Consider the following 22,751-nt stretch of genomic DNA (forward strand, 5'->3'; position numbering starts at 1 on the left):
AAATTATGATATTTAAAATTAAAAAATGTATTTTCGGGGAATTGATTAATGAATTGATTACTCATTTTATAACGATAAACACAATTAAAACTACTCAATAATGATAATCATTGCTGACGGGGGATCAACAAAAACAAACTGGTGTTTGTTAGACGATTCGAATAAAAAAATCTACTTCAACACAGAAGGATATAACCCTTATTTTGTTGATAGTGAATACATTGTAAACTCCCTAAAAAAAGGACTACCGCAAGATTTACCTTTTGAAAAAATCTCAGAAGTAAACTATTATGGTGCAGGTGTTCATAACAAGGAAAAAGCACAAATTGTAGTTGATGCCTTAAAACAAGTATTTACTACAGCTGAAGTTGAAGTAGGACACGATCTTCTTGCAGCAGCAAGAGCATTATTAGGAACTCAAGCCGGATTTGCTGCGATCTTAGGAACAGGAACAAACTCTTGTCTCTATGACGGCAAAGAAATCACATTAAACATCGACTCAGGTGCTTACATTTTAGGTGATGAAGGTTCTGGTAGTTATATTGGTAAAAAATTATTGGCAGACTATGTTCGTAATTTGATGCCTAAAGATGTTAAAGAAGTATTCTATAACACGTATAAAATGACAAAAGACGAAATTATGGACGCGGTTTATACTAAACCTATGCCAAATCGTTTTTGTGCTAGCTTTAGCAAATTTGTCTATGACAACAATGTAAATATCGAATATACACGTAATATCGTCGATGAAGCTTTTGAAGCATTTTTCAGAAATCTTGTCAGCAAATACCCTAATTATCAAAGCTATACTTTCAACTGTATCGGTTCGGTAGGTTATAATTTCAGAAATGTATTAGCTGAAAAAGCTGAGCAATATGGAATGAAAGTAGGTAAGATCTTACGTTCTCCTATCGATGATTTAGTACAATTCCACATCGATAGAGCGGCAGCAACTGCCAAATAAAAAAGAAAAATAATCTTTAACATAAGAAAGGTATTCAATAAAATTGGATACCTTTTTTTGTAGCTCTTCCCCCACTCTCTTGACTTTATGGTCTTCTCCTAAATGAAAATCCTCCGCTAATATTAATTTCCAATAAACTAATTCATACCGTTTTACAAGACATTTTAATGATTTAATAACAGCAATTTCATCGGTACAAAATAAAAGTATCTTTTTTTTGTAAAAGAAGATAACAGATTTATTGAATGAAAAATCGTGGCATACAATAATACAAAAAACGGTAAAATAGACCGATCATGATCGATTCATTTCAGGCAAATCCGTCAAAGGTGAACTATAGTCCTCAACAGCGGGACAAACAACAAAATCAACAAAGGTCGAGACATCTTTGTAGACATAGATGAATAAACAAATTTATTGCAAATGAAAAGAAGCCTTGATATACTTGTAATCTCAGATTTACACCTAGGTACCTACGGTAGTAGAGCTAAAGAGCTTTTACTTTACCTAGAGTCCGTATCTCCCAAAATACTGATACTCAATGGAGACATCGTAGACATTTGGCAATTTAAAAAAAGTTATTTCCCACAGGAACATCTCAAAGTCATCAAAAAAATCATTGACATGAGCTCTTCGGGCACAGAGGTGCATTACATCACGGGCAACCACGATGAAATGCTGCGCAAATTTACCGATCTAAAATTAGGTAATATCAAGCTGAGCAATAAACTCCTTCTCTCACTCAATAATCAAAAAGTATGGATCTTTCATGGAGACGTTTTCGACGCATCCATTCATCATTCTAAATGGTTGGCCAAGCTGGGTGGATGGGGCTATGACAAACTTATCCAGCTCAATAATATCATTAATTACTGCCTGGATAAAATGGGTAAGGAGAAATATTCTCTTTCTAAAAAGATCAAAAACTCTGTTAAAAAAGCCGTCAAGTATATATCGGATTTTGAACATACGGCTACTGAACTAGCGATTGAAAAAAATTATGATTTCGTTATCTGTGGACACATCCATCAACCTCAAATCAAAGAAGTTATAACACGAAAAGGAACCTGTACCTATATGAACTCAGGGGACTGGATTGAAAACCTCAGTAGTTTAGAATATAAAAATGGAGAATGGAAGCTGTTCTATTTTGAAGAAAACAAAGAACAAATCCTGAAGAATAAAATCATCGATATCCCTCTTTTCAGCCTGGAAGATCTTAAAAAGATTGTCATATCTTAATGAACACAACGCAGATCTGCATAAAATCAGGAAAACCATACAACAAAAAGCCGAGCTAGCTCGGCTTTTTGTTGTATGGTTTATAACTCAAATGTTGAACCGATTTCCGGCAATGACAATGAAATATCCTCATTTTGGAATTTATCCAAAGCTTGTTGTTTATCGATCGTTATTGGCGGAAATGAATCGTAATGAATACCAACTACCCGAGCACAATTCACAAATTCAGCGGCTTTAATTGCATCATCCACATCCATTGTATAATGCCCACCAATAGGCAAAAATGCCCAATCCAGCTTCATGTCTGCCAGCAATTTCATTTCCATGGTTAATGCAGTGTCTCCAGCAAAATAAATTCGCTTGCCTTTTACATTAAAGACAAAACCTACAGGAAACCCACCGTATTGACCATCAGGTGTACTATTGGTATGTGCAGCATATACCATCTTTACCGAACCAAAAGGTAGTTGAACCGTTCCGCCCAAGTTAAACTCGATAACTTTATCATCAGGTACCCCCTGTCTTCTCACCCAGCCTGCCGTTTCAACAATCGCTAAAACAGTGGCACCGCTGTTTTTTTGAATCGTCGCCATATCTGCCACATGGTCCTGATGACCATGACTTAAAAAGATATAATCCGGTTTAATTGTATTTACATCGATTTCTTTTGCAAGTGGGTTATACGTAACAAATGGATCTAAAAGAACCTTCGTTCCGTCAAAATCAAACTCCACACATGATTGTCCATAATAAGTTGCTTTCATGATAATATCGCTATTGATTAAACAATCCACCTAGTCCTCCTAATCCACCCAACATATCCTTGCTTGCAGCCTGCATTTCAGCCTGACTGATATTCTCAGCTTGGGCAATTGCCTTATTCAAAGCAACCACAAGTAACTCCTCCAATTCTTCCTTATCTGCGTTTGATAAAAATACAGGATCGATGGTAACCTCTTTTATCTCTTTGTTTGCTGTCGCTACCACACGGATTAAACCACCTTCCACTTCACCAGACACAGAAATTGAATCCAATCTTTTCTTGATTTCCTCCGCCTTTTGCTGGGCTTGAAATAATTTGTCAAACATATTTATATCATTTATTTCAGGCCAATTTACAAAAATCTGCGCATACCTACTATTGCTAATTTACTTTCGCCAATGCCTCCCTTTTTTTGAAAGTGTCTGATCTTATTGAACAGAAAGAACCTTCAGTTCGCTTTCATTGCGCTTGGTGTCTGCGAAGTCAGGAAGGTTTTGTATTTTTGCAACATGCAAAGCAATCAAGAAAAACTAGTCGCCCATATTTTGGACCAGTTGGATCTAAATTCGGCAGCTATTCCAGCTGAAACCTACGACACATTGATTTCAGATCGCCCTCAACTTGTCGACATCGATGATATGATCTCCTATATCAAACGTATTGGGACTGCTCTCGATGCCATCGATAAAACAGTTGAACTGGTTGAAAAAATTGAAGACGAAACAAGTATTCTAATCCATAAGCTTAAGTTTATTTCGGCCACTGACAGGCCCAAGGTATTGGTGCTAGACCAAATACAGCCCCTTGTAATAAACCGTTCTGCCTATCTGCAGGAAGCCATAAAAATTGCAGGTGGTATTCCAGTTACGACAGAAAATGATGCCGATAAAATCATTGTCATCGGCCATGGGGAACAGACATTTATCCAAATCCCACAATTGTTGAATACGGCAGCTATCGCTTCATCCAAAGCTATCGAACTCGATCAGGTCTTTATTATGACCAGTGAACAATTTGCACAGATTCCCGGATACAATTATTTGAGCGAACTCGAATCCTTAGCCGAAATTCTTCAGCCAAAATATTTTGTATATGGTCATGAAGGAAACGATTGGTTACAATTTCAACTAAGCTAAAGAACCAAAAATATAGGCATAAAAAAACAGCTCCGGTAGAACGAGAGCTGTTTTTTATGTTTTATAATTCTAGTTATATCTTCTCCGTAGGACGTCGTATAATTTTTCAACGGTATGTGGCTTCTCGGCCCATTTATTTTTAATCGCATAATTTGTCTGCAAAAATGCATCCGCTTCCGCGTAGCTTGTAAACCTGTTCAATAACTCAACAGCCTCACTATACGCTAAACTATACCCATTAAACAAATCCTTAATAAATAAGAGTTTGTCATTTAAGCTTATCCCTGCTTTAATGTCTGTGAGCTTATCGCTATTGCCAGATTGATTCACCTGATAAACACGATTCTGAACGCCGGCTTGTTTCTGTTGAGAGATAATTTCATTTAAGGTCAATGGTCTCGCCGGAGCTTCCTCAATGACCGTATTGATTTCCTCCTGAATAAAAACTTCTTGCGGCTGTTCAATAACGATTTCTTTTGGTTCTTCGATTACTTCTGTAACAAAGACAGTCGGTTCTTCGACTTGCGTAGTAGCTTCCTTTTCTGTCGGATAAGCTAATTCCTCCTCTGGGGCAGCTGCAAAAACAGGGGGAATTGAAGCAACTGGAGGAACGACAGATTCAACAACTTCAGGACTAGACTCTTCCGATTGGATAGGTTCACTTTCAGAAACAAATGGGACTTCTTTTTCCGCCACAATAGTTTCTTCATTTACCAGAATGCTTTCTTCATTTCCACGGCTGAAATCTTCAACTGGTTTAGCTTCTTGAACCTCTTTTTGAGGCTGTTCAGCATCAACTTGTTGCGCCGATGTTATAATGGTCGAAGGTGGGGTAAAATAATCGTTGAAAGCAATCTTCTTACTGTCCAAGGCTGCAGTACTTAAAGCATGCTGCGATTGACCTTCCTGAAGAACAGCCTTGGTCTTGAGTAAAGTTATGTAAGCCGCTACAGCCTGAGCTTTCGCTTCCAGTGTTACTAATTCGTTAATTTCGGACAAACTACCCTGCTCTGACAAGGTCAGATATTGTCCATTTAAATCCTGTAATAAATCGCCTATCTTATTAAAAATTTCCTCTTTAGTACCCATAGTTCTATTTGAAATCACCAATTAATCATTTATAATACTTATACCTTCAACCGACCGAAAAGTGGAAAACTCAATCCTTTGATTTAGAAATATTTGGATTTACCTTCACTTTTTTGCTACCCAAATTTAATATTTAATTCTGATATTAGCAGTGTCAAAAACAGAATATAATGGGAGGTCATTTTACAAAAATCACCTTATTTGCAGACCTTCCGACAAAATTAAATGAATCAAATGCTTTTTTCCGAACATAATTTGGCTTTGCGCCCCGCTCAATATGGTAGCATTGAAATTGTCTGTGGCTCGATGTTCTCAGGCAAGACAGAAGAATTGATTCGCAGGCTAAAACGAGCACAATATGCACGTCTGAATGTCGAAATCTTTAAACCATCGGTTGACAAACGATACGATGAAAAGTTGGTCGTTTCTCACGATAGTAATAGCATCCCGTCAACACCGGTTGATCATTCTTCAGCGATCCTACTCTTGAGTTCATCTACCCAAGTTGTCGGAATCGATGAGGCACAATTTTTTGATGACGGTTTGACAGAGGTGTGTGTCAAATTGGCAAATAGTGGTATCCGGGTAATTGTTGCCGGACTCGATATGGATTTTCAAGGGCAACCATTTGGCCCAATCCCCAATCTAATGGCTGTAGCCGAACACGTTACGAAAGTACATGCGGTTTGCATGCAATGTGGCGCTCCAGCGAATTATTCCTATCGCCTGACCAAGGATACCGAAACTGTACTTTTAGGTGAAAAAGACGCTTATGAACCACGTTGTAGACCCTGTTATTTCCACTTGAACAAGTAGCCTGATCAAAAAAGTCAACTAAAAATCTGCCAAAAGTGCTATAAGCTCTATTTGGCATAGGATTTGAAATATACTTTATAAATAAGAAGATTAGCGCTATTAATAGCGACAAAATACTTTTCATAATTTAGGTTTATAATTGGTTAGTTAGCACCTCCTTGCCCATCAAGGAGGTGTTTTTTTTAACAAAAAAAAGAACGCTGCTCTCTTTGACTGAAAACAGCGTTCTTTTTTGATCAACTCCTATATACAAGTTTTAAGGCTGAACACCGTAGTTTATTACCTTACGGCCGATATTCCCGGTTTGATCCATTCCCTCGACGATTACCTTGTAATTTCCATTTCCGTCGGCATTATAAAACTGAATAGCCGCCTCCCCGGTCTCTGTGATCGAAACTTTCGGATTCCAGTAAATGGTCGTTCTCAAATCGTTTGCAGCCTTTCTTTCCGGCGTATCATATTTTGGAACATAGAATTTGCGTTCTTTAATATAGCCCAAAGGATACATATCGATTACATTTGATTTTGGCAACATGCTCTCAATTTCACTCAATGACATTCGCGGCTTCTTCGCTTCCACTTTTTTCGTATAAATGGACACAACACCATTATTTTGATACATTCTGGAGACTGTTCCCAATTCATCACGTAAGAAGATTTCGATTCCTTCGATATCCGCGACATTGATGCTGTTCAATCCAGGCTCATCAATAGCCATACCGTTCAGAAAGAACTGAACAGGCGTGCGTCCCCCCGCATTATAATCGCGGGAAACATAATATTTCAATGTCTGCGGATCATAAGTAATGCCCGTCAATACCGTTTGAAGACACATAGTCAACACGTTACAACCGGTCAAACGTTCGGGTTCAATACGGTGTTCCGGCATGGACAGTCCCGAAATAGAAGGGAAATCTTTATTGGTGATTACTTTCTTCACTACAGCCGTCACTTCGACCTCATCCAAGAGAATCGATTTTCGATACTCTTTTCGGCTATTCGCCAAATAAGGAGCAAAAGCCTGGTCTATATTAGGTACAAAATAACTCTTATAGCCATTATTCTTATCGATCTCGGGGTAAAAGCTCTGGTCCATATTGATAACCAAGCTTCGGTAATTGTCATTCGATCGGGCATTAACCGTTACTTTGGACGAATCCGGGAACACAAGATCCTTAAAGGCGAAACGTCCATTTTGATCTGTATACACATCCTTCTTAATGTTGCGGGAAGGTATCGTCAAAAGTAATCCACCGTTTGGATAAGGGCGTCCAGTATTCATCCGAAGTATACCGGATAATTCAATTCCTTGCTCGGGAAGAAAACTGATCTGTGGCAACTTCTCCGATATAAGTTTCGGGTAGTCAAATCGACGGTATCCCTGTGTCATTAAAAGTGCATCCAGCGCTTTATCCCGATTGGGATTCTTTTCATCGAAATATGAATTTGGGTTTTCTACATTTCCTTTGAGGTCCGAAGTCAACAGAAAGTTGCTCACAATCGATAGATCTGCCTGATCATTATAGGGAACTTTGGATTCGTCTATTACAGCGACTGAATAGCTTCCGGGGAACTTCTGCCCATTGTTGTCTACAGCAAGTTTAAGATTGACCAAGTCTTTAGCCTTATAGCTTTGCTTATCGCTGGTAACCTGAATATTTAAAAGCTTTTCGCTTTGAACAAATGCCAAGCGTTCACTGATAGGTTTTCCGTCCGGACTCAATAAGGTTACCTGGACAATACCATTTGGCAAACGCTCTTTCGGAATATTGACCAATGCGGATGAAGATTTCAAATTCACCTGCGCGCCAAAACAGAGATGGCCATTCGACTGAACCAAAACATAATAAGATTGCCCCGGGTTCTTTGAAAAATTCTCCTCGCTAGTTACCACGGCAAACTCCGCATTCGTAGCATCCTGTTTTACAAAAACAACATTTACCTTGTCATTGACAACAGCCGGCAATTTGTATTTGCGCTCCTGTCCATTCTCAAACTTCACAACAGCTTGATAATTTTCTCCTGCGAGGGGCAGTAGAGAAAAATAGCCCATTCCAGTTCCAAAGTCTGCAAACTCCGCTACCGACTTGCCCTTTGAATCCAAAATACTACCTTTTACCTTTAGCCCCTTACCATCGGATCCAATGGCTTTAAATGCAACTTTTTTGGCCAATCCAGCGATAATATCACCCCCTTCAGGAAAGAATTGCACATCTGCATCCCACAAAGCATTTTTGAGCAAGAAGGAACTGGACAAAGGTTTTTCATTTTTATTTTCCTGAATGCTTATCTTCAGTTGTCCTTTCTCCAGATTTGCCTTTTCTTTTGCAGACAGGTTTATGGTTACTTTCCCCAGCCCATCGGTCTCAGCTTTGCCCTTATCGAAGGTTTCCCATCCCGACACAAACTCCCAATTGATTTTTGAATTGATCATCGGTTTTCCCGTACGATCGCGGAACTGTATGACAGCTTGGGTTTTATTACCACCAATGTTATTTTGAAATTCAATGTTTGTAATCAATTTCTTATTGATTACATCACCGATTGGCACCACTTTATTAAAGAAGTAGGCATTATCAAAGTTGGCCATCCATTTTGTGTAAGCTCTAAATCGATAATTGTCCTGCGACATAAATTGAGGATCAAGTACAATCTGCCCATTTCCTACCCCTTTATCCAATGGAATTTTTAGTGTCTGAATCAGGGAATCACGACTGTTCAGTACTTCCACATAAGCTATTTTACTCGGCTCATATTCGGCCAAATTGCGGGATAAATAGGTTGAAAACCAAAGGGTATCCCCCACCGCATAATATGGTTTATCGAAATGTAAATGTACCTTTTCAACTGGGTAGACCTGAAAATATTTCTGAACTCGTTCTACGATCGTATTAATAGGCAACGTAGGTGTAGTCTGGGCATAAGTCTTCCCCATTCCTAACAGTCCTATCGATAAAGTCAATAGTTTTATGTGCTTCATTGAAAGTCTTAGAATAAAAAATGAATAGCTAAATATATTCAATTTTGAGCAAAGACCAACCCCATTGGGGTATTTTTAACATTTATTATACCTATTCATAGGGTCATTACCGACTCTTTAAAGGTAATTTAAAGCAATGGAGCCAAAAGCCTACAGATGGAATCAACTCCTCTTTTCCAGCGGCTTCGTTGCATCCATTTTCGGATTGTAATCAGATCTGAGACTTCAATATCAGCCAAAAATTGCGCATTAAGACGGTCGCAAAGCGCTTTATCCGAGACAATTCCCGAGATTTCAAAATTGATGTAAAAACTTCTGATATCTAAGTTTGTCGTACCGATATAGGCAAGCTTCCCATCAATACAGATGGTTTTGGCATGCAGAAATCCCTTTGTATAAAGGTATACGTTGACTCCTCTTTCCAACAGTGGTTTTATAAACGAGAATGAGGCATGCTGTACAAAAAACGAATCAGACTGGGCCGGCAACATCAAGTCCACACGCACTCCTAAAGATACCGCGAGCATTAAAGCGGTCGTCAATTGATCGCTGGGAATAAAATATGGCGTACACAACTGTACATATTCTTTTGCTTCGTTGATACCGGCAATAATTGCTTCCATATTGAAAGGCGCTGGCGATCCAGGATCACTGGCTGTAAATCCTACTCCACTCGCATCTTCATCGGTAAGGGGAAATCGGTTTAAATAACCTCGGCCCAATTCAAACGATTCCCCATCTGTCTGGTTCCAGCTGTTCCAAAACTGGATTTGCAACGTATTTACAGCCGCGCCGACAACCATCATAGCTGTATCCCGCCAATAAACCTCATTTTTTCCATTATTGATATACCGATCTGAAATATTGATTCCGCCGACAAAACCTATTTTCCCATCGATCACCGCTATCTTGCGGTGATTTCGGTAGTTGCTATTCGCCAAGGAACTAAAGGTTACTGGAAGAAAAGCTTGAAACACAAAATCGGGTTTATGCCGCCGTAAATATTTAATTACATCTGGAGCACCAAAACTATCCAATATCAGACGTACGTTGACCCCAGCTTTTGCTTTTTCTTCTAGAATATGTAAGATCTCCTGCCCTATTTCATCCATTTCCCAAATATAATATTCCATGTGAATGGAATGCTGCGCAGCTTTAAGACGATCAATAAGTACCGGAAACTTTTCTTCCCCATTGATAAACAGGGTTACATCGTTGTTGAGGGAGAATGGAGAGATCTTCTGATTTTTAAGGTAGCGGTATACCATGGCCAAACTACCGATCCGCTCATTTAACGTATCAATATGTTCCTCCATAATTTCGGATTCCTTACGCCAGGCATCCAGTAGCTTTTTGGACTGCTCGCGATACACGCGTTTCATCCTTTTGACCTTCTTAAACTTCTGACCAAAGAAATAGTAACTGAGCAAACCGACGACAGGTAAGAAAACAATGACCATAATCCAGGCAATGGTCTTGGAAGGATTACGGTTTTCGATCAAAATCGTCCCTATTACACCAATATAAAGGATGAGTAAGGGAATCCAATAATATTCTAATGCAATCTGTAAAATATGATGAAGTACCTCCATATTGTGTGCTAAGGGTTTTACCAAATATAATACTTAGCATCGACATATTGTTTGTCGTTAAACACAGTTTATTGCACCATCGACATGAATGAATGGACTTAAATAAGGAATGTCTAAATTGGCACCCCGGAGTATAAACCAAATTCCCAATAAGAAATAGAGAAAGGGAACCCATTTCGAAAATCCGATTTTGAAAGATCTGGAGAAATTTCCCAGAAAAGAAAACGCAAACAATAGCGGGATAGTTCCTAAGCCAAAACACAACATAAAAAAGAAACTTTGCTGTGGACTGTCTGCATTTATGGACGACATGAGTGCCATGTAGACCATACCACAGGGCAATAAGCCATTCAGTACGCCAGCAATAAAACTCCCCCCCGGTTTATAGAGCCATTTCGACAATAAGCGTACAATTGGCTGCACAGCCTTCGTCTGCCAGCTAGCGATTTTCCGATTATGCTTACCAATAAGCTGGAATAAAGCAATTCCGATCAGAATAATACCTGTGGCCCAGCTCAAACTTCGCTGCCAACCTTGAATCTGCGCAAATGTTCCGATCGTACCGAGTAAAAGTCCTAAACAACCATAAGTCAGTACCCTGCCGGATTGATACAGTATTTTATTTAAAAAAACGTTCCAACCAAAACCCTGCCTTCCTTCAATAGCAAAAATTAATGGACCACACATTACCGCACAATGTATGCTTCCAAACAATCCCATGAAAAATGCAAAATAGGTATAACTCATTTCGTTAAACTAGAATAAAATATGCTCTTCAAACAAAAAATCTTTACCTACACTCTTCCAGTCAATATACAAATTCCACATTCCTTTATCGAACGTGGAAATGGGCAGTGTATATAAATTACTGGTTGTCTGAAATGGTAATTCTTTATCCAATCGGTTATCCGAAGGTTTTCGAAACAGCAATTTCCCTTTATTTACTTTGGAGACAAAATGGATATACATGGTATCTTGCCTGATTTCTATTGTCGGTGATTCCTTCATAATCAATACATTTTGCTTTTTATCGTAAGCTTGATCATAATTCAGTCCCTGCTCGTAATAGTCATCTTCTTCCAGACTATCCGAATCGTGACTTACCATGTATATTCCTGCTCCGACTATACACAACATAAATACCGCCAAGGTTAAAAAAATCTTTGTACCCCAATTCATTGTTTTTCATTTTAATTCATACCCGGAGGCGCAATAAAAGTGGTTTTTAAACTTTCCACTTTCTTATCTCCCGAATAGATAGCTAATTTTATATTACTTTTATAGGTCTCAACATCCTTATTCGCGATAATTAGAAAAAAGCTCAGTGTCGCATGCCCATCTTTACTCAATTTTTGAATAGGATTGACCAGTTGAATCTTTAAACGCGGATCATCACAGACCAATTTAAAAGGCATTTCTTTACCAGACTTATTAATCAATTCCAAAGAATACAGGTTGCTTATTGTCTTATCATCGCGAAGTTGGTAGGTACTTCCCTTTGCCCGAAGCAATCTTCCATCCACCTGAGAACGATTGAACAACAGAAAACTAAAGACCGACATTAATGCAACCAACACGATAGAATAGGCAATTGCCCTCGTATTGCTTTTTTTCTTCAGTGTTCCTTCAACCTCACCCATTGGATAAAAGCCAATTAACTTTTTAGGCTTTCCAATTTTGTCCATGACAGCATCACAGGCATCAATACAGGCCGTACAGCTTACACATTCTAATTGCAGACCATTTCGAATATCAATTCCTGTGGGGCATACATGTACACATAGTTTGCAGTCTACACAATCTCCCTGCGTCGCCGTTGCATCCTTTTGCTGTTTTCCTCTTGGCTCTCCACGTCTATGATCATATGCAACAGTGATACTTTGGTCATCGAGGAGTACGCCCTGCAATCTGCCATAAGGGCAAATTGCAATACATACAATCTCCCTGACGTACGCAAATACGCCATAGAAAACCAATGTAAAGATGATGATTGATATCAATCCACCGATATGTTGGTCCAATGGATCAGTGATAATCTTCATCAACGCATCAACACCGATGATATAAGACAAAAAGATATTTGAAATGAAAAATGATATGATCAGGAATATACCATGTTTCAAAAACTTTTTCAATTGTTTTTGATCCGTATTGGGTCCAGCATCCAATTTCTTTTGTTGTTGCCAATCACCTTCGATCCAATATTCAATTCGTCTAAATATTAATTCCAAAAAAATGGTCTGGGGGCAAGTCCATCCGCACCATACCCGTCCAAAGACAACAGTAAACAAAACCACACATACCATCACGATTAACATGCCGAATACGAATATGTAGAGATCCTGTGGATAGAACAGATTTCCTAAGATGGAAAACTTCCGCTCAATAATGTTGAACATGAGAAACGGTTCACCATTTATTTTGATAAAAGGAACTACAAACAAGAACAGCAGTAGTGAATACCCAACCCACTGTCTCTTTTTGTAAAGCTCTCCCTGCGGTTTTTTGGCATAAATCCATTGTCTTTTTTTTGACTTAGATCCACCGTTATTGGCATTATTCACGACTACTGTACTCATTGCTATTTCAATTTATTACTCTGCTTTTTTTTCTGTTTCAGCCTGTTCGGCTTTGCTCTCATCCGCCGCCTTCTCTCCGCTTGCAGCCTGGCCACCGCCATAGGTTACCTCTTCACCTTGCGGAGCTTTTGGATTAGCAGGGTGTGTATCCCTTAAGGTAATAATATAACTGGCAACCTGTGCGATTTGTGCAGGACTTAAAGTTTGTTCCCATGGCACCATTCCTTTATCAGGAACACCATACTTAATGGTTTTGAAGATATCTTTAATCTCGCCACCATGCAGCCAAAACTTATCGGTCAAGTTAGGTCCGATGCCTCCCTCGCCACTACCACCGTGACAAGCGACACAGTTTGCGGTAAAGATCGCTTTTCCATCAGCTGCCATTTCCGGCTGAAACTCCACGCTACTTTCGTCTACATTGCTCGCAGAAGCAGTAAGATAAGCCTGACGCTCTTTCTCGGCAACGACCATCTCATGTTCATACTCCTGGTCTTGGTTCATTCCGATGCCCGACACCTGATAAACAAATAAGTAAACAAGGCCGAAAAAAATCGTTCCATAAAAAAGGAAATTAAACCAGATCGGAATCGGATTATCCAATTCGCGGATACCATCATACTCATGGTCTATGACAATATCCTTTTCTTCTGAAATCGGTCTGATCCCCATGATCTTGTTCCACGACCTTTTCATCCAGCCCTTATTCGCCGCCTTTTTGAGTTTTTCCTCCTTGGCCAATTCAGGCATGGTAATCTTAATGATGGATTTCATCGCGCGATTGACCATCAATGCCGAAGCGAGAAGAGCCAGCATCACAACGATCAATACAACAATTAAGATATCTGTGTATAAATTATCTGTACCGAATCCTATCGTAGATTGAACAACTTCTGCGGTAGCTGGTGCAGTATCCAATAATAAACTCATATATTATAGACTTTCAGGTGAATGATTCAGTTCCTTTTCTGTTTCATCTTCTTCCAAAGGCAATTCCTTCATATAAGTAACATAGTCTTTTTTCATTCGAAACAACATTATTGCTACTGAAATGAAGAACACCAAGAAGATCCAAAGTGATGCAATTAGATAAAGCTCACTGCCGTTTAGATTTGTTATTTGCTTAAACATGGCTTTATTGATTTGCGTTAACATTATCAGCTACTTTTGGAGCTGCTTTTATATCTGTTCCTAATCGCTGTAAGTATGCAATTACAGCTACAATCTCACGGTCAGCTAACACATTCACTTGATTTTGTTTTAGATCATCAGCAATTTTTTGTGCCTGTTTGGTAAGATCCTGCTCAGCATGTTCAATTTCCGCATCGGTATAGGGAATTCCCAATTTCCGTAACGCTTTCATTTTATCTTGCAGAATAGAATTATCTAGCTTCTGATCGATCAACCAAGGATATGTTGGCATAATACTTCCTGGCGAGGTAATCGTCGGATCCAACAGGTGATCAAAGTGCCATTTATTTGGGTATTTTCCACCGATTCGATGCAGATCTGGTCCCGTCCGCTTCGAACCCCATAAAAACGGTGTATCGTAAACAAACTCTCCCGCCTTACTATACTCTCCGTAACGGGCAGTTTCGGATCTAAATGGACGAATAGTTTGCGTGTGACAGTTTACACAACCTTCTCTCACGTAGAGATCCCTTCCCTGCAGTTCCAATGCTGTATAAGGTTTTACACTCGCAATCGTTGGAACGTTTTTAGAAATTGTAAAAGTCGGCACCATCTCCACCATACCCCCGATGAGGATCGCAATAAGAGCCAGTACCATAAATAAAATTGGCTTACGTTCAAGGCGGCGGTGTTGAGACTGTTCGTTTACTTGAACCGGCAATAATGCAGGAGCTTCTGCAGGCTCATTGGCCAAAAGCTTCCCTTTTTGCATAGTTTTGATCAAGTTGAACGTCATCAGGAACACGCCCGATAGATAAAGTGCGCCACCTAGTGCACGCATCATGTGCATTGGCAAAATTTCCAATGTTGTCGCAAGGAAGTTTGGATATTTCAAGACTCCTTCCGGTGTAAATTCTTTCCACATCAAGCCTTGTACTACAGCTGCCCAATACATCGGGATAGCATAGAACAAAATACCTAAGGTACCTATCCAAAAGTGCGTTGATGCCAACTTTTTAGAATATAACTCCGTTTTATAAATACGTGGTATCAACCAGTACAGAATACCGAATGTCATAAAGCCGTTCCATCCCAATGCACCTACGTGTACGTGTGCTACGATCCAGTCGGTAAAGTGAGCAATTGCATTCACCTGCTTTAAAGATAGCATAGGGCCTTCGAAAGTCGCCATACCATAACAAGTAAGGGCCACGACCATGAATTTTAACATAGGCTCTGTCCGTACCTTATCCCAGGCACCACGTAAGGTCAACAAGCCATTGATCATACCGCCCCAGCTCGGAGCAATCAACATAATGGAGAATACAACCCCTAAAGACTGTACCCAACCAGGTAGCGCCGTATAGAGCAAATGGTGAGGACCTGCCCAGATATAAATAAAGATTAAAGACCAAAAGTGAAGAATACTTAACTTGTAAGAGTAAACTGGACGGTTGGCCATCTTAGGAAGGAAATAATACATCATTCCCAAATAAGGAGTTGTCAAGAAAAAAGCAACTGCATTGTGACCATACCACCATTGTACCAGCGCATCCTGTACGCCTTTGTAGACATAATAGCTTTTCCATCCAGCTACAGGTAATTGGATGGAGTTAACAATATGCAATACCGCTACTGTAACAAATGTGGCAATATAGAACCAAACTGCGACATACATATGACGTTCGCGTCGTTTGATAATAGTACCGAACATATTGATTCCAAATACCACCCAAATGAAGGTAATGGCGATATCAATAGGCCATTCCATTTCGGCATACTCATGGCTTGAAGTAAGACCGAGTGGGAGTGTAATAGCCGAGGCAACAATAATTAATTGCCAACCCCAAAAATGGAGCTTACTCAAAGCATCACTGAACATTCTTGCTTTAAGCACCCGCTGTAAGGAGTAATACACTCCCATAAAAATACCATTACCTACGAAAGCAAAAATCACCGCATTGGTATGCACAGGACGTACACGGCCAAATGTAGTAAATTGCAATCCGAAGTTCATTTGGGGCCAAACAAGCTGCGTCGCCACAAGCAATCCTATGGTCATACCAACTATTCCCCAAATAATGGTAGCGATTCCGAAATTCCTGACAATCTTGTTGTCGTAATTAAATTGCTCTAACTGCATTACTTAAATTGTTGATTCTGGTTCAAAAGTAAGCAGCAATTTATGACAATTTAATGATGGGGAATGCGTACAAAAGTGATGTACGTCACTTTTGTATTACCGCATTACAATGCTTAGTTACTAATTTCGGCTGCTGGTTCTAAATGACTTAGCGAAAATTGAGATCCTGAAAGGTACTTTTCACCAGTAGATCTGACATCAAAAGTGACCATAATCACATTTCATACCGTACAGTGCGCTATTTTAATGCCAATATGGATTGAAATCAATGTTATATTCACAAATTTATCCCGAAAACATCGAGGACTATCGGAACGAAGCGAATTGCATCTATAGCGTATCAAATCTCATCAAAGTGGCAAACCTTAATCTTTCAATGTATTGAACTGTAGCCAGTGAGCCAAAGCCTTTTCGAAAAGGAGCAGTGATGGGATGAGCTTGAGCAGGCACAGTGAAGGCTCTAGGGCAACGCCGGTCGGGGAAGTACGGAGGATATGCAATGGCCTGTACAGGGAAATACGGAAGTATCTAAACGAAAGAAGCCCTTGACTGTTTCCAGCAAGGGCTTCCGTGTAAAAAAAGGCACCGACCTACTCTCCCACCTGTTACGGCAATACCATCGGCTCTGGCGGGCTTGACTGCTCTGTTCGGAATGGGAAGAGGTAGACACCGCCGATATAGGCACCTAAAAATCTTTATTGGCTGATTTATGATATTCATATCATGTTTTTCATGCCAAATGACATATGTATTGAAAGAGGTTCGTTTCCTGTCTGTTTCAAAAATTAAAGAGGAAGACAACAGTGTCTGTCTGCTTGAGAAAGCTTCGGGCTATTAGTACCACTTGGCTTTGGTCTCTCAACCTTTACACCTATGGCCTATCAACGTAGTCATCTTCTACGACCCTATAAGGAAGTCTCATCTCGTGGCTAGTTTCGCACTTAGATGCTTTCAGCGCTTATCTATTCCAGACGTAGCTACCCTGCCGTACACCTGGCGGCATAACAGGTTCACCAGAGGTCTGTCCAACCCGGTCCTCTCGTACTAAGGTCAGATCCACTCAAACTTCCAACGCCCACAACAGATAGGGACCGAACTGTCTCGCGACGTTCTGAACCCAGCTCGCGTGCCACTTTAATGGGCGAACAGCCCAACCCTTGGGACCTTCTCCAGCCCCAGGATGTGACGAGCCGACATCGAGGTGCCAAACCTCCCCGTCGATATGAGCTCTTGGGGGAGATCAGCCTGTTATCCCCAGCGTACCTTTTATCCTTTGAGCGATGGCCCTTCCATACAGAACCACCGGATCACTATGTCCGTCTTTCGACCCTGTTCGACTTGTCGGTCTCACAGTCAAGCAAGCTTATGCCATTGCACTCCGCGTACGGTTACCAAGCGTACTGAGCTTACCTTTGAAAGCCTCCGTTACCTTTTTGGAGGCGACCACCCCAGTCAAACTACCCACCAAACAATGTCCTCGGCATTGCCGAGTTAGAAACCGAATACAGAAAGGGCGGTATTTCAAGGTTGATTCCATGACTCCTGGCGAAGCCACTTCAACATCTCCCGCCTATCCTACACATCCTGTACCCAATCTCAATGTTAAGCTATAGTGAAGGTGCATGGGGTCTTTCCGTCCCGTTGCGGGTAATCGGCGTCTTCACCGATACCACAATTTCACCGAGCTCATGGCTGAGACAGCGCCCAGATCGTTACACCATTCGTGCAGGTCGGAACTTACCCGACAAGGAATTTCGCTACCTTAGGACCGTTATAGTTACGGCCGCCGTTTACTGGGGCTTCGATTCAATGCTTCTCTTGCGATGACATCCCCTCTTAACCTTCCAGCACCGGGCAGGTGTCAGGCCTTATACTTCATCTTGCGATTTTGCAAAGCCATATGTTTTTGTTAAACAGTCGCCTGGGCCTTTTCACTGCGGCTGCTCTTACGAGACAGCGCCCCTTCTCCCGAAGTTACAGGGCCATTTTGCCGAGTTCCTTAGCCATGACTCACTCGAGCACCTTAGGATTCTCTCCTCGACCACCTGTGTCGGTTTGCGGTACGGGTCTTCATAACCTGAAGCTTAGCGGGTTTTCTTGGAAGTCTGTTTACCTGCTCTATCAGCGCCACCGGAGCTTTGCTGTACTATTGGGTTTCAGCAGGGTCGGCGGATTTGCCTACCGTCCCTATACCTACGCCTTTCAACGAACTATTCCGTCAGTTCGCGGCAGTGTCACTACTCCGTCACCACATCGCAGTTATGAAGAGTACTGGAATATTAACCAGTTGTCCATCGGCTTGCCCCCTTCGGGTGCGCCTTAGGTCCCGACTGACCCTGATCCGATTAACGTTGATCAGGAAACCTTGGTCTTTCGGTGGGCGGGTTTCTCACCCGCCTTATCGTTACTTATGCCTACATTTGCTTTTCCATAACCTCCACAGTTCATTGCCAAACTGCTTCTCCGGCGATGGAATGCTCCCCTACCAGATGTACATATTTCAGTACAAATCCATAGCTTCGGTACCGTTCTTGATGCCCGTTTATTATCCACGCCCGGCCGCTCGACTAGTGAGCTGTTACGCACTCTTTAAATGAATGGCTGCTTCCAAGCCAACATCCTAGCTGTCTGGGCAACCGGACCTCGTTAGTTCAACTTAGAACGAATTTGGGGACCTTAGCTGATGGTCTGGGTTCTTTCCCTCTCGGCCTTGGACCTTAGCACCCAAAGCCTCACTGCCGGCTATATTTGATAGCATTCGGAGTTCGTCTGGATTTGGTAGGATTTGACTCCCCCGCACCCAATCGGTAGCTCTACCTCTATCAAACTCTACGCCGACGCTGTTCCTAAAAACATTTCGGGGAGTACGAGCTATTTCCCAGTTTGATTGGCCTTTCACCCCTACCCTCAGGTCATCCGGAAACTTTTCAACGTTTATCGGTTCGGTCCTCCATTACATGTTACTGCAACTTCAACCTGCCCAAGGGTAGATCACAAGGTTTCGCGTCTACCTCATCTGACTATGCGCCCTATTAAGACTCGCTTTCGCTTCGGCTGCGTCCCTGAAGGACTTAACCTTGCCAGACAAGAGTAACTCGTAGGCTCATTATGCAAAAGGCACGCTGTCACAGGACCTGCCTGCTCCAACCGCTTGTAAGCACACGGTTTCAGGTTCTTTTCACTCCCCTGTTCGGGGTTCTTTTCACCTTTCCCTCACGGTACTGGTTCACTATCGGTCTCTCAGGAGTATTTAGCCTTACCAGATGGTGCTGGTGGATTCCCACAGGATTTCTCCGGTCCCGCGGTACTCAGGATACCACTATGTCAACATTCTTTACCTGTACGGGGCTCTCACCCTTATTGCGCAGTTTCCCACCTGCTTCCAGTTCATAGCGCTGTACAATGTCGTGGTCCTACAACCCCGACCATGCCGTAACATGATCGGTTTGGGCTCTTTCCCGTTCGCTCGCCACTACTTGGGAAATCATTGTTATTTTCTTCTCCTACGCCTACTTAGATGTTTCAGTTCAGCGCGTTCGCGTTTTATACGACTATTCTTCAAATAGTCAGGTTGCCCCATTCGGAAATCTCTGGATCAAGTCGCATTTGCCAATCCCCAAAGCTTATCGCAGCTTATCACGTCCTTCTTCGCCTCTGAGAGCCTAGGCATCCCCCGTGTGCCCTTATTTACTTTCTTCACCGGCATAGCCTTTTGCTACTATGCGGCTGCTTTTGATATATATACACATATGCTAGGTTCGGGATCGTTCGGCCTTGACCGAGGGTCTCTCCCTTACTTCAGACACATACACGTATTGTCTCTATACTGTTGTCTTCTCTTGTAATTTTTTTTCTCTTTCAATATGTCAAAGAACTCTTTTTCCGGTATATTCTAGGACCATCTGTCGATGTTCCTCCCGGAGATGTGGAGAATAACGGATTCGAACCGTTGACCCCCTGCGTGCAAGGCAGGTGCTCTAGCCAGCTGAGCTAATTCCCCAAACGCTTTCGTAGTCCCGAGCAGATTTGAACTGCTGACCCCTACATTATCAGTGTAGTGCTCTAACCAACTGAGCTACGGGACTAGCTTATCTTGTTCATCTCTTTCTCTCGGTCCTGCTCCTTTCGGGGCGGGCACTTTCTTCTGATGTTTTTTCTTCTTGCAATCATATGTAACGTGACGAGCACCGATCTTCGATACTCTAGAAAGGAGGTATTCCAGCCGCACCTTCCGGTACGGCTACCTTGTTACGACTTAGCCCCAATTATCGGTTTTACCCTAACACGCTCCTTGCGGTAACATGCTTTAGGTACCCCCAACTTTCATGGCTTGACGGGCGGTGTGTACAAGGCCCGGGAACGTATTCACCGCGTCATTGCTGATACGCGATTACTAGCGAATCCAACTTCATGGGGTCGAGTTGCAGACCCCAATCCGAACTGTGAATGGCTTTTAGAGATTAGCATCATATTGCTATGTAGCTGCCCGCTGTACCATCCATTGTAGCACGTGTGTAGCCCCGGACGTAAGGGCCATGATGACTTGACGTCGTCCCCACCTTCCTCTCTGTTTGCACAGGCAGTCTGTTTAGAGTCCCCACCTTAAATGCTGGCAACTAAACATAGGGGTTGCGCTCGTTGCGGGACTTAACCCAACACCTCACGGCACGAGCTGACGACAGCCATGCAGCACCTAGTTTCGTGTCCCGAAGGACGAGTGCGTCTCTGCACTCTTCACTAACTTTCAAGCCCGGGTAAGGTTCCTCGCGTATCATCGAATTAAACCACATGCTCCTCCGCTTGTGCGGGCCCCCGTCAATTCCTTTGAGTTTCACCCTTGCGGGCGTACTCCCCAGGTGGATAACTTAACGCTTTCGCTTGGACGCTGGCTGTCTATCGCCAACATCGAGTTATCATCGTTTAGGGCGTGGACTACCAGGGTATCTAATCCTGTTCGATCCCCACGCTTTCGTGCATCAGCGTCAATACCAGCTTAGTGAGCTGCCTTCGCAATCGGAGTTCTAAGACATATCTATGCATTTCACCGCTACTTGTCTTATTCCGCCCACTTCAAATGGATTCAAGCCCATCAGTATCAAAGGCACTGCGATGGTTGAGCCACCGTATTTCACCCCTGACTTAATAGGCCGCCTACGCACCCTTTAAACCCAATAAATCCGGATAACGCTCGGATCCTCCGTATTACCGCGGCTGCTGGCACGGAGTTAGCCGATCCTTATTCTTCCAGTACATTCAGCTAGATACACGTATCTAGGTTTATTCCTGGACAAAAGCAGTTTACAACCCATAGGGCAGTCTTCCTGCACGCGGCATGGCTGGTTCAGGCTTCCGCCCATTGACCAATATTCCTTACTGCTGCCTCCCGTAGGAGTCTGGTCCGTGTCTCAGTACCAGTGTGGGGGATTCTCCTCTCAGAGCCCCTAGACATCGTCGCCTTGGTAAGCCGTTACCCTACCAACTAGCTAATGTCACGCGAGCCCATCTCTATCCTATAAATATTTAATCAACTGAACATGCGAACTGTTGATATTATGCGGTGTTAATCTCTCTTTCGAGAGGCTATCCCCCTGATAGAGGTAGGTTGCTCACGCGTTACGCACCCGTGCGCCACTCTCACCATCTTCGAGCAAGCTCTCCGATGGATCCCGTCCGACTTGCATGTATTAGGCCTGCCGCTAGCGTTCATCCTGAGCCAGGATCAAACTCTCCATTGTAAAATGAAGTTTTTGATTCCAACTATTTATAATAATCAGAATTCTTTTTTTATATCTCTGATCTTGGATCGAATTGAACGAATTACTTGAATTTGTTCATGACTTTCGTTTGTCTACTCGTCACGCTTACATGATTGTGTTTTCTTAAAGAACTTTGTCGCTTCAACTTCCGTATCCGCTATATTCCGATGGCATTGCGCCCTCTTTATCTTTTTTGTTTTTCCCTTCGTTTCCGTTGGGACTGCAAAGGTAGAAATCTTTTCTGAACTTCCAAAAACTTTTTGAAGTTTTTTTTCTTTTCTCTTTTTTCGATTTCCGCGTTTAAAATAAAATCAGCTGGATTTTAAATCCTGCCAAACTTCTCTTAAACCCTTCTTTTTTTCATGATTCCTTCTTTCGAAGTAACCGTGCCTCCCTTGCGGAGTGGTGCAAAGATAGGGAGTTTACAAACAAACTTCCAAGCCTTTTGTTCTTATTTATTTTATTTTGCCCTTAACTGCCTGTAAGGGTGCGAGATTCTTTTTGTAGAAAGGCTCGCCGGGGATTTCAGCACCGACTGCAGGGGCAAACATAAGCAACCA

15 protein-coding genes, 2 tRNA genes and 3 rRNA genes are annotated in these 22,751 nt (G+C 41.9%); 4 read left to right on the forward strand and 16 right to left on the reverse strand.

All coding sequences use genetic code 11. The features are described 5' to 3' along the window. The first annotated feature begins 100 nt into the window (after positions 1–100). Entirely contained in the window at positions 101–964 is an 864-nt protein-coding gene (locus AACH28_RS07920; RefSeq protein ID WP_046671899.1) for an N-acetylglucosamine kinase, read from the forward strand. 423 nt (positions 965–1,387) lie between these two features. Beyond that, positions 1,388–2,206, forward strand: a complete 819-nt coding sequence (locus AACH28_RS07925) for a UDP-2,3-diacylglucosamine diphosphatase (protein WP_046671898.1) — start codon at positions 1,388–1,390, stop codon at positions 2,204–2,206. Between the two features lie 80 nt (positions 2,207–2,286). Here the strand turns inward: AACH28_RS07925 and AACH28_RS07930 are convergent, their stop codons facing one another. Continuing rightward, complete coding sequence (locus AACH28_RS07930; RefSeq protein WP_075991738.1) at positions 2,287–2,970, reverse strand: metal-dependent hydrolase; 684 nt, start codon at positions 2,968–2,970, stop codon at positions 2,287–2,289. Positions 2,971–2,980: 10 nt separating this feature from the next. Then, entirely contained in the window at positions 2,981–3,295 is a 315-nt protein-coding gene (locus tag AACH28_RS07935; protein ID WP_046671896.1) for a YbaB/EbfC family nucleoid-associated protein, read from the reverse strand. 183 nt (positions 3,296–3,478) lie between these two features. On the opposite strand from AACH28_RS07935, the gene AACH28_RS07940 reads away from it, so the two are divergent. Then, positions 3,479–4,105, forward strand: a complete 627-nt coding sequence (locus AACH28_RS07940) for a hypothetical protein (RefSeq protein WP_341832675.1) — start codon at positions 3,479–3,481, stop codon at positions 4,103–4,105. Between the two features lie 69 nt (positions 4,106–4,174). Here the strand turns inward: AACH28_RS07940 and AACH28_RS07945 are convergent, their stop codons facing one another. Further along, positions 4,175–5,194: a hypothetical protein gene (locus tag AACH28_RS07945; protein ID WP_341832676.1), complete on the reverse strand. Its 1,020-nt coding sequence runs from the start codon at positions 5,192–5,194 to the stop codon at positions 4,175–4,177. Between the two features lie 234 nt (positions 5,195–5,428). Here AACH28_RS07945 and AACH28_RS07950 point away from each other — a divergent pair, with 234 nt between their 5' ends. Next, positions 5,429–6,010, forward strand: a complete 582-nt coding sequence (locus tag AACH28_RS07950) for a thymidine kinase (protein WP_075991734.1) — start codon at positions 5,429–5,431, stop codon at positions 6,008–6,010. Between the two features lie 256 nt (positions 6,011–6,266). On the opposite strand, the gene AACH28_RS07955 is transcribed toward AACH28_RS07950, so the two are convergent. The 13 genes from AACH28_RS07955 to AACH28_RS08015 form a co-directional block, all read right to left on the reverse strand. Further along, entirely contained in the window at positions 6,267–8,990 is a 2,724-nt protein-coding gene (locus AACH28_RS07955; RefSeq protein WP_341832677.1) for a carboxypeptidase regulatory-like domain-containing protein, read from the reverse strand. A 128-nt stretch (positions 8,991–9,118) separates the two neighbouring features. Continuing rightward, positions 9,119–10,582, reverse strand: a complete 1,464-nt coding sequence (cls, locus tag AACH28_RS07960; RefSeq protein ID WP_341832678.1) for a cardiolipin synthase — start codon at positions 10,580–10,582, stop codon at positions 9,119–9,121. Between the two features lie 57 nt (positions 10,583–10,639). After that, entirely contained in the window at positions 10,640–11,329 is a 690-nt protein-coding gene (locus AACH28_RS07965) for a sulfite exporter TauE/SafE family protein (protein ID WP_075991728.1), read from the reverse strand. Between the two features lie 9 nt (positions 11,330–11,338). Beyond that, on the reverse strand, positions 11,339–11,761 hold the full coding sequence (locus AACH28_RS07970; protein ID WP_336837194.1) for a FixH family protein: 423 nt from the start codon (positions 11,759–11,761) through the stop codon (positions 11,339–11,341). A gap of 11 nt (positions 11,762–11,772) precedes the next feature. Continuing rightward, positions 11,773–13,161 (reverse strand): cytochrome c oxidase accessory protein CcoG, encoded by a 1,389-nt coding sequence (gene ccoG, locus AACH28_RS07975; RefSeq protein WP_341832679.1) that lies wholly within the window; start codon positions 13,159–13,161, stop codon positions 11,773–11,775. A 15-nt stretch (positions 13,162–13,176) separates the two neighbouring features. Then, positions 13,177–14,091 (reverse strand): cbb3-type cytochrome c oxidase N-terminal domain-containing protein, encoded by a 915-nt coding sequence (locus tag AACH28_RS07980; RefSeq protein ID WP_341832680.1) that lies wholly within the window; start codon positions 14,089–14,091, stop codon positions 13,177–13,179. Between the two features lie 3 nt (positions 14,092–14,094). After that, on the reverse strand, positions 14,095–14,292 hold the full coding sequence (locus AACH28_RS07985; RefSeq protein ID WP_046671935.1) for a hypothetical protein: 198 nt from the start codon (positions 14,290–14,292) through the stop codon (positions 14,095–14,097). Between the two features lie 4 nt (positions 14,293–14,296). Continuing rightward, a complete protein-coding gene (ccoN, locus tag AACH28_RS07990) occupies positions 14,297–16,435 on the reverse strand; it encodes a cytochrome-c oxidase, cbb3-type subunit I (RefSeq protein WP_341832681.1) in 2,139 nt (712 codons plus the stop codon). Positions 16,436–17,012: 577 nt separating this feature from the next. Beyond that, positions 17,013–17,124: ribosomal RNA gene (gene rrf / locus AACH28_RS07995) — 5S ribosomal RNA — on the reverse strand. A 126-nt stretch (positions 17,125–17,250) separates the two neighbouring features. Continuing rightward, positions 17,251–20,132 (reverse strand): 23S ribosomal RNA (locus tag AACH28_RS08000). Positions 20,133–20,361: 229 nt separating this feature from the next. Beyond that, positions 20,362–20,435: transfer RNA gene (locus AACH28_RS08005), tRNA-Ala, on the reverse strand. Between the two features lie 11 nt (positions 20,436–20,446). Next, positions 20,447–20,520 (reverse strand) — tRNA-Ile (locus AACH28_RS08010). A gap of 121 nt (positions 20,521–20,641) precedes the next feature. Then, positions 20,642–22,170: ribosomal RNA gene (locus AACH28_RS08015) — 16S ribosomal RNA — on the reverse strand. Together the 16S, 23S and 5S rRNA genes with 2 tRNA genes alongside form the textbook arrangement of a ribosomal RNA operon. Between the last annotated feature and the right edge of the window lie 581 nt (positions 22,171–22,751).

The organism is Sphingobacterium thalpophilum (genome assembly GCF_038396785.1).
Classification (GTDB): domain Bacteria; phylum Bacteroidota; class Bacteroidia; order Sphingobacteriales; family Sphingobacteriaceae; genus Sphingobacterium; species Sphingobacterium thalpophilum_A.

Coding starts and splice junctions, on each gene's coding strand:
- AACH28_RS07985 (WP_046671935.1), bottom strand. CDS start 14,292: ATGTTTAAGCAAATAACAAATCTAAACGGCAGTGAGCTTTATCTAATT.
- AACH28_RS07950 (WP_075991734.1), top strand. CDS start 5,429: ATGCTTTTTTCCGAACATAATTTGGCTTTGCGCCCCGCTCAATATGGT.
- AACH28_RS07970 (WP_336837194.1), bottom strand. CDS start 11,761: ATGAATTGGGGTACAAAGATTTTTTTAACCTTGGCGGTATTTATGTTG.
- AACH28_RS07935 (WP_046671896.1), bottom strand. CDS start 3,295: ATGTTTGACAAATTATTTCAAGCCCAGCAAAAGGCGGAGGAAATCAAG.
- AACH28_RS07980 (WP_341832680.1), bottom strand. CDS start 14,091: ATGAGTTTATTATTGGATACTGCACCAGCTACCGCAGAAGTTGTTCAA.
- AACH28_RS07925 (WP_046671898.1), top strand. CDS start 1,388: ATGAAAAGAAGCCTTGATATACTTGTAATCTCAGATTTACACCTAGGT.
- AACH28_RS07930 (WP_075991738.1), bottom strand. CDS start 2,970: ATGAAAGCAACTTATTATGGACAATCATGTGTGGAGTTTGATTTTGAC.
- ccoN (WP_341832681.1), bottom strand. CDS start 16,435: ATGCAGTTAGAGCAATTTAATTACGACAACAAGATTGTCAGGAATTTC.
- AACH28_RS07920 (WP_046671899.1), top strand. CDS start 101: ATGATAATCATTGCTGACGGGGGATCAACAAAAACAAACTGGTGTTTG.
- AACH28_RS07940 (WP_341832675.1), top strand. CDS start 3,479: ATGCAAAGCAATCAAGAAAAACTAGTCGCCCATATTTTGGACCAGTTG.
- ccoG (WP_341832679.1), bottom strand. CDS start 13,161: ATGAGTACAGTAGTCGTGAATAATGCCAATAACGGTGGATCTAAGTCA.
- cls (WP_341832678.1), bottom strand. CDS start 10,582: ATGGAGGTACTTCATCATATTTTACAGATTGCATTAGAATATTATTGG.
- AACH28_RS07955 (WP_341832677.1), bottom strand. CDS start 8,990: ATGAAGCACATAAAACTATTGACTTTATCGATAGGACTGTTAGGAATG.
- AACH28_RS07945 (WP_341832676.1), bottom strand. CDS start 5,194: ATGGGTACTAAAGAGGAAATTTTTAATAAGATAGGCGATTTATTACAG.
- AACH28_RS07965 (WP_075991728.1), bottom strand. CDS start 11,329: ATGAGTTATACCTATTTTGCATTTTTCATGGGATTGTTTGGAAGCATA.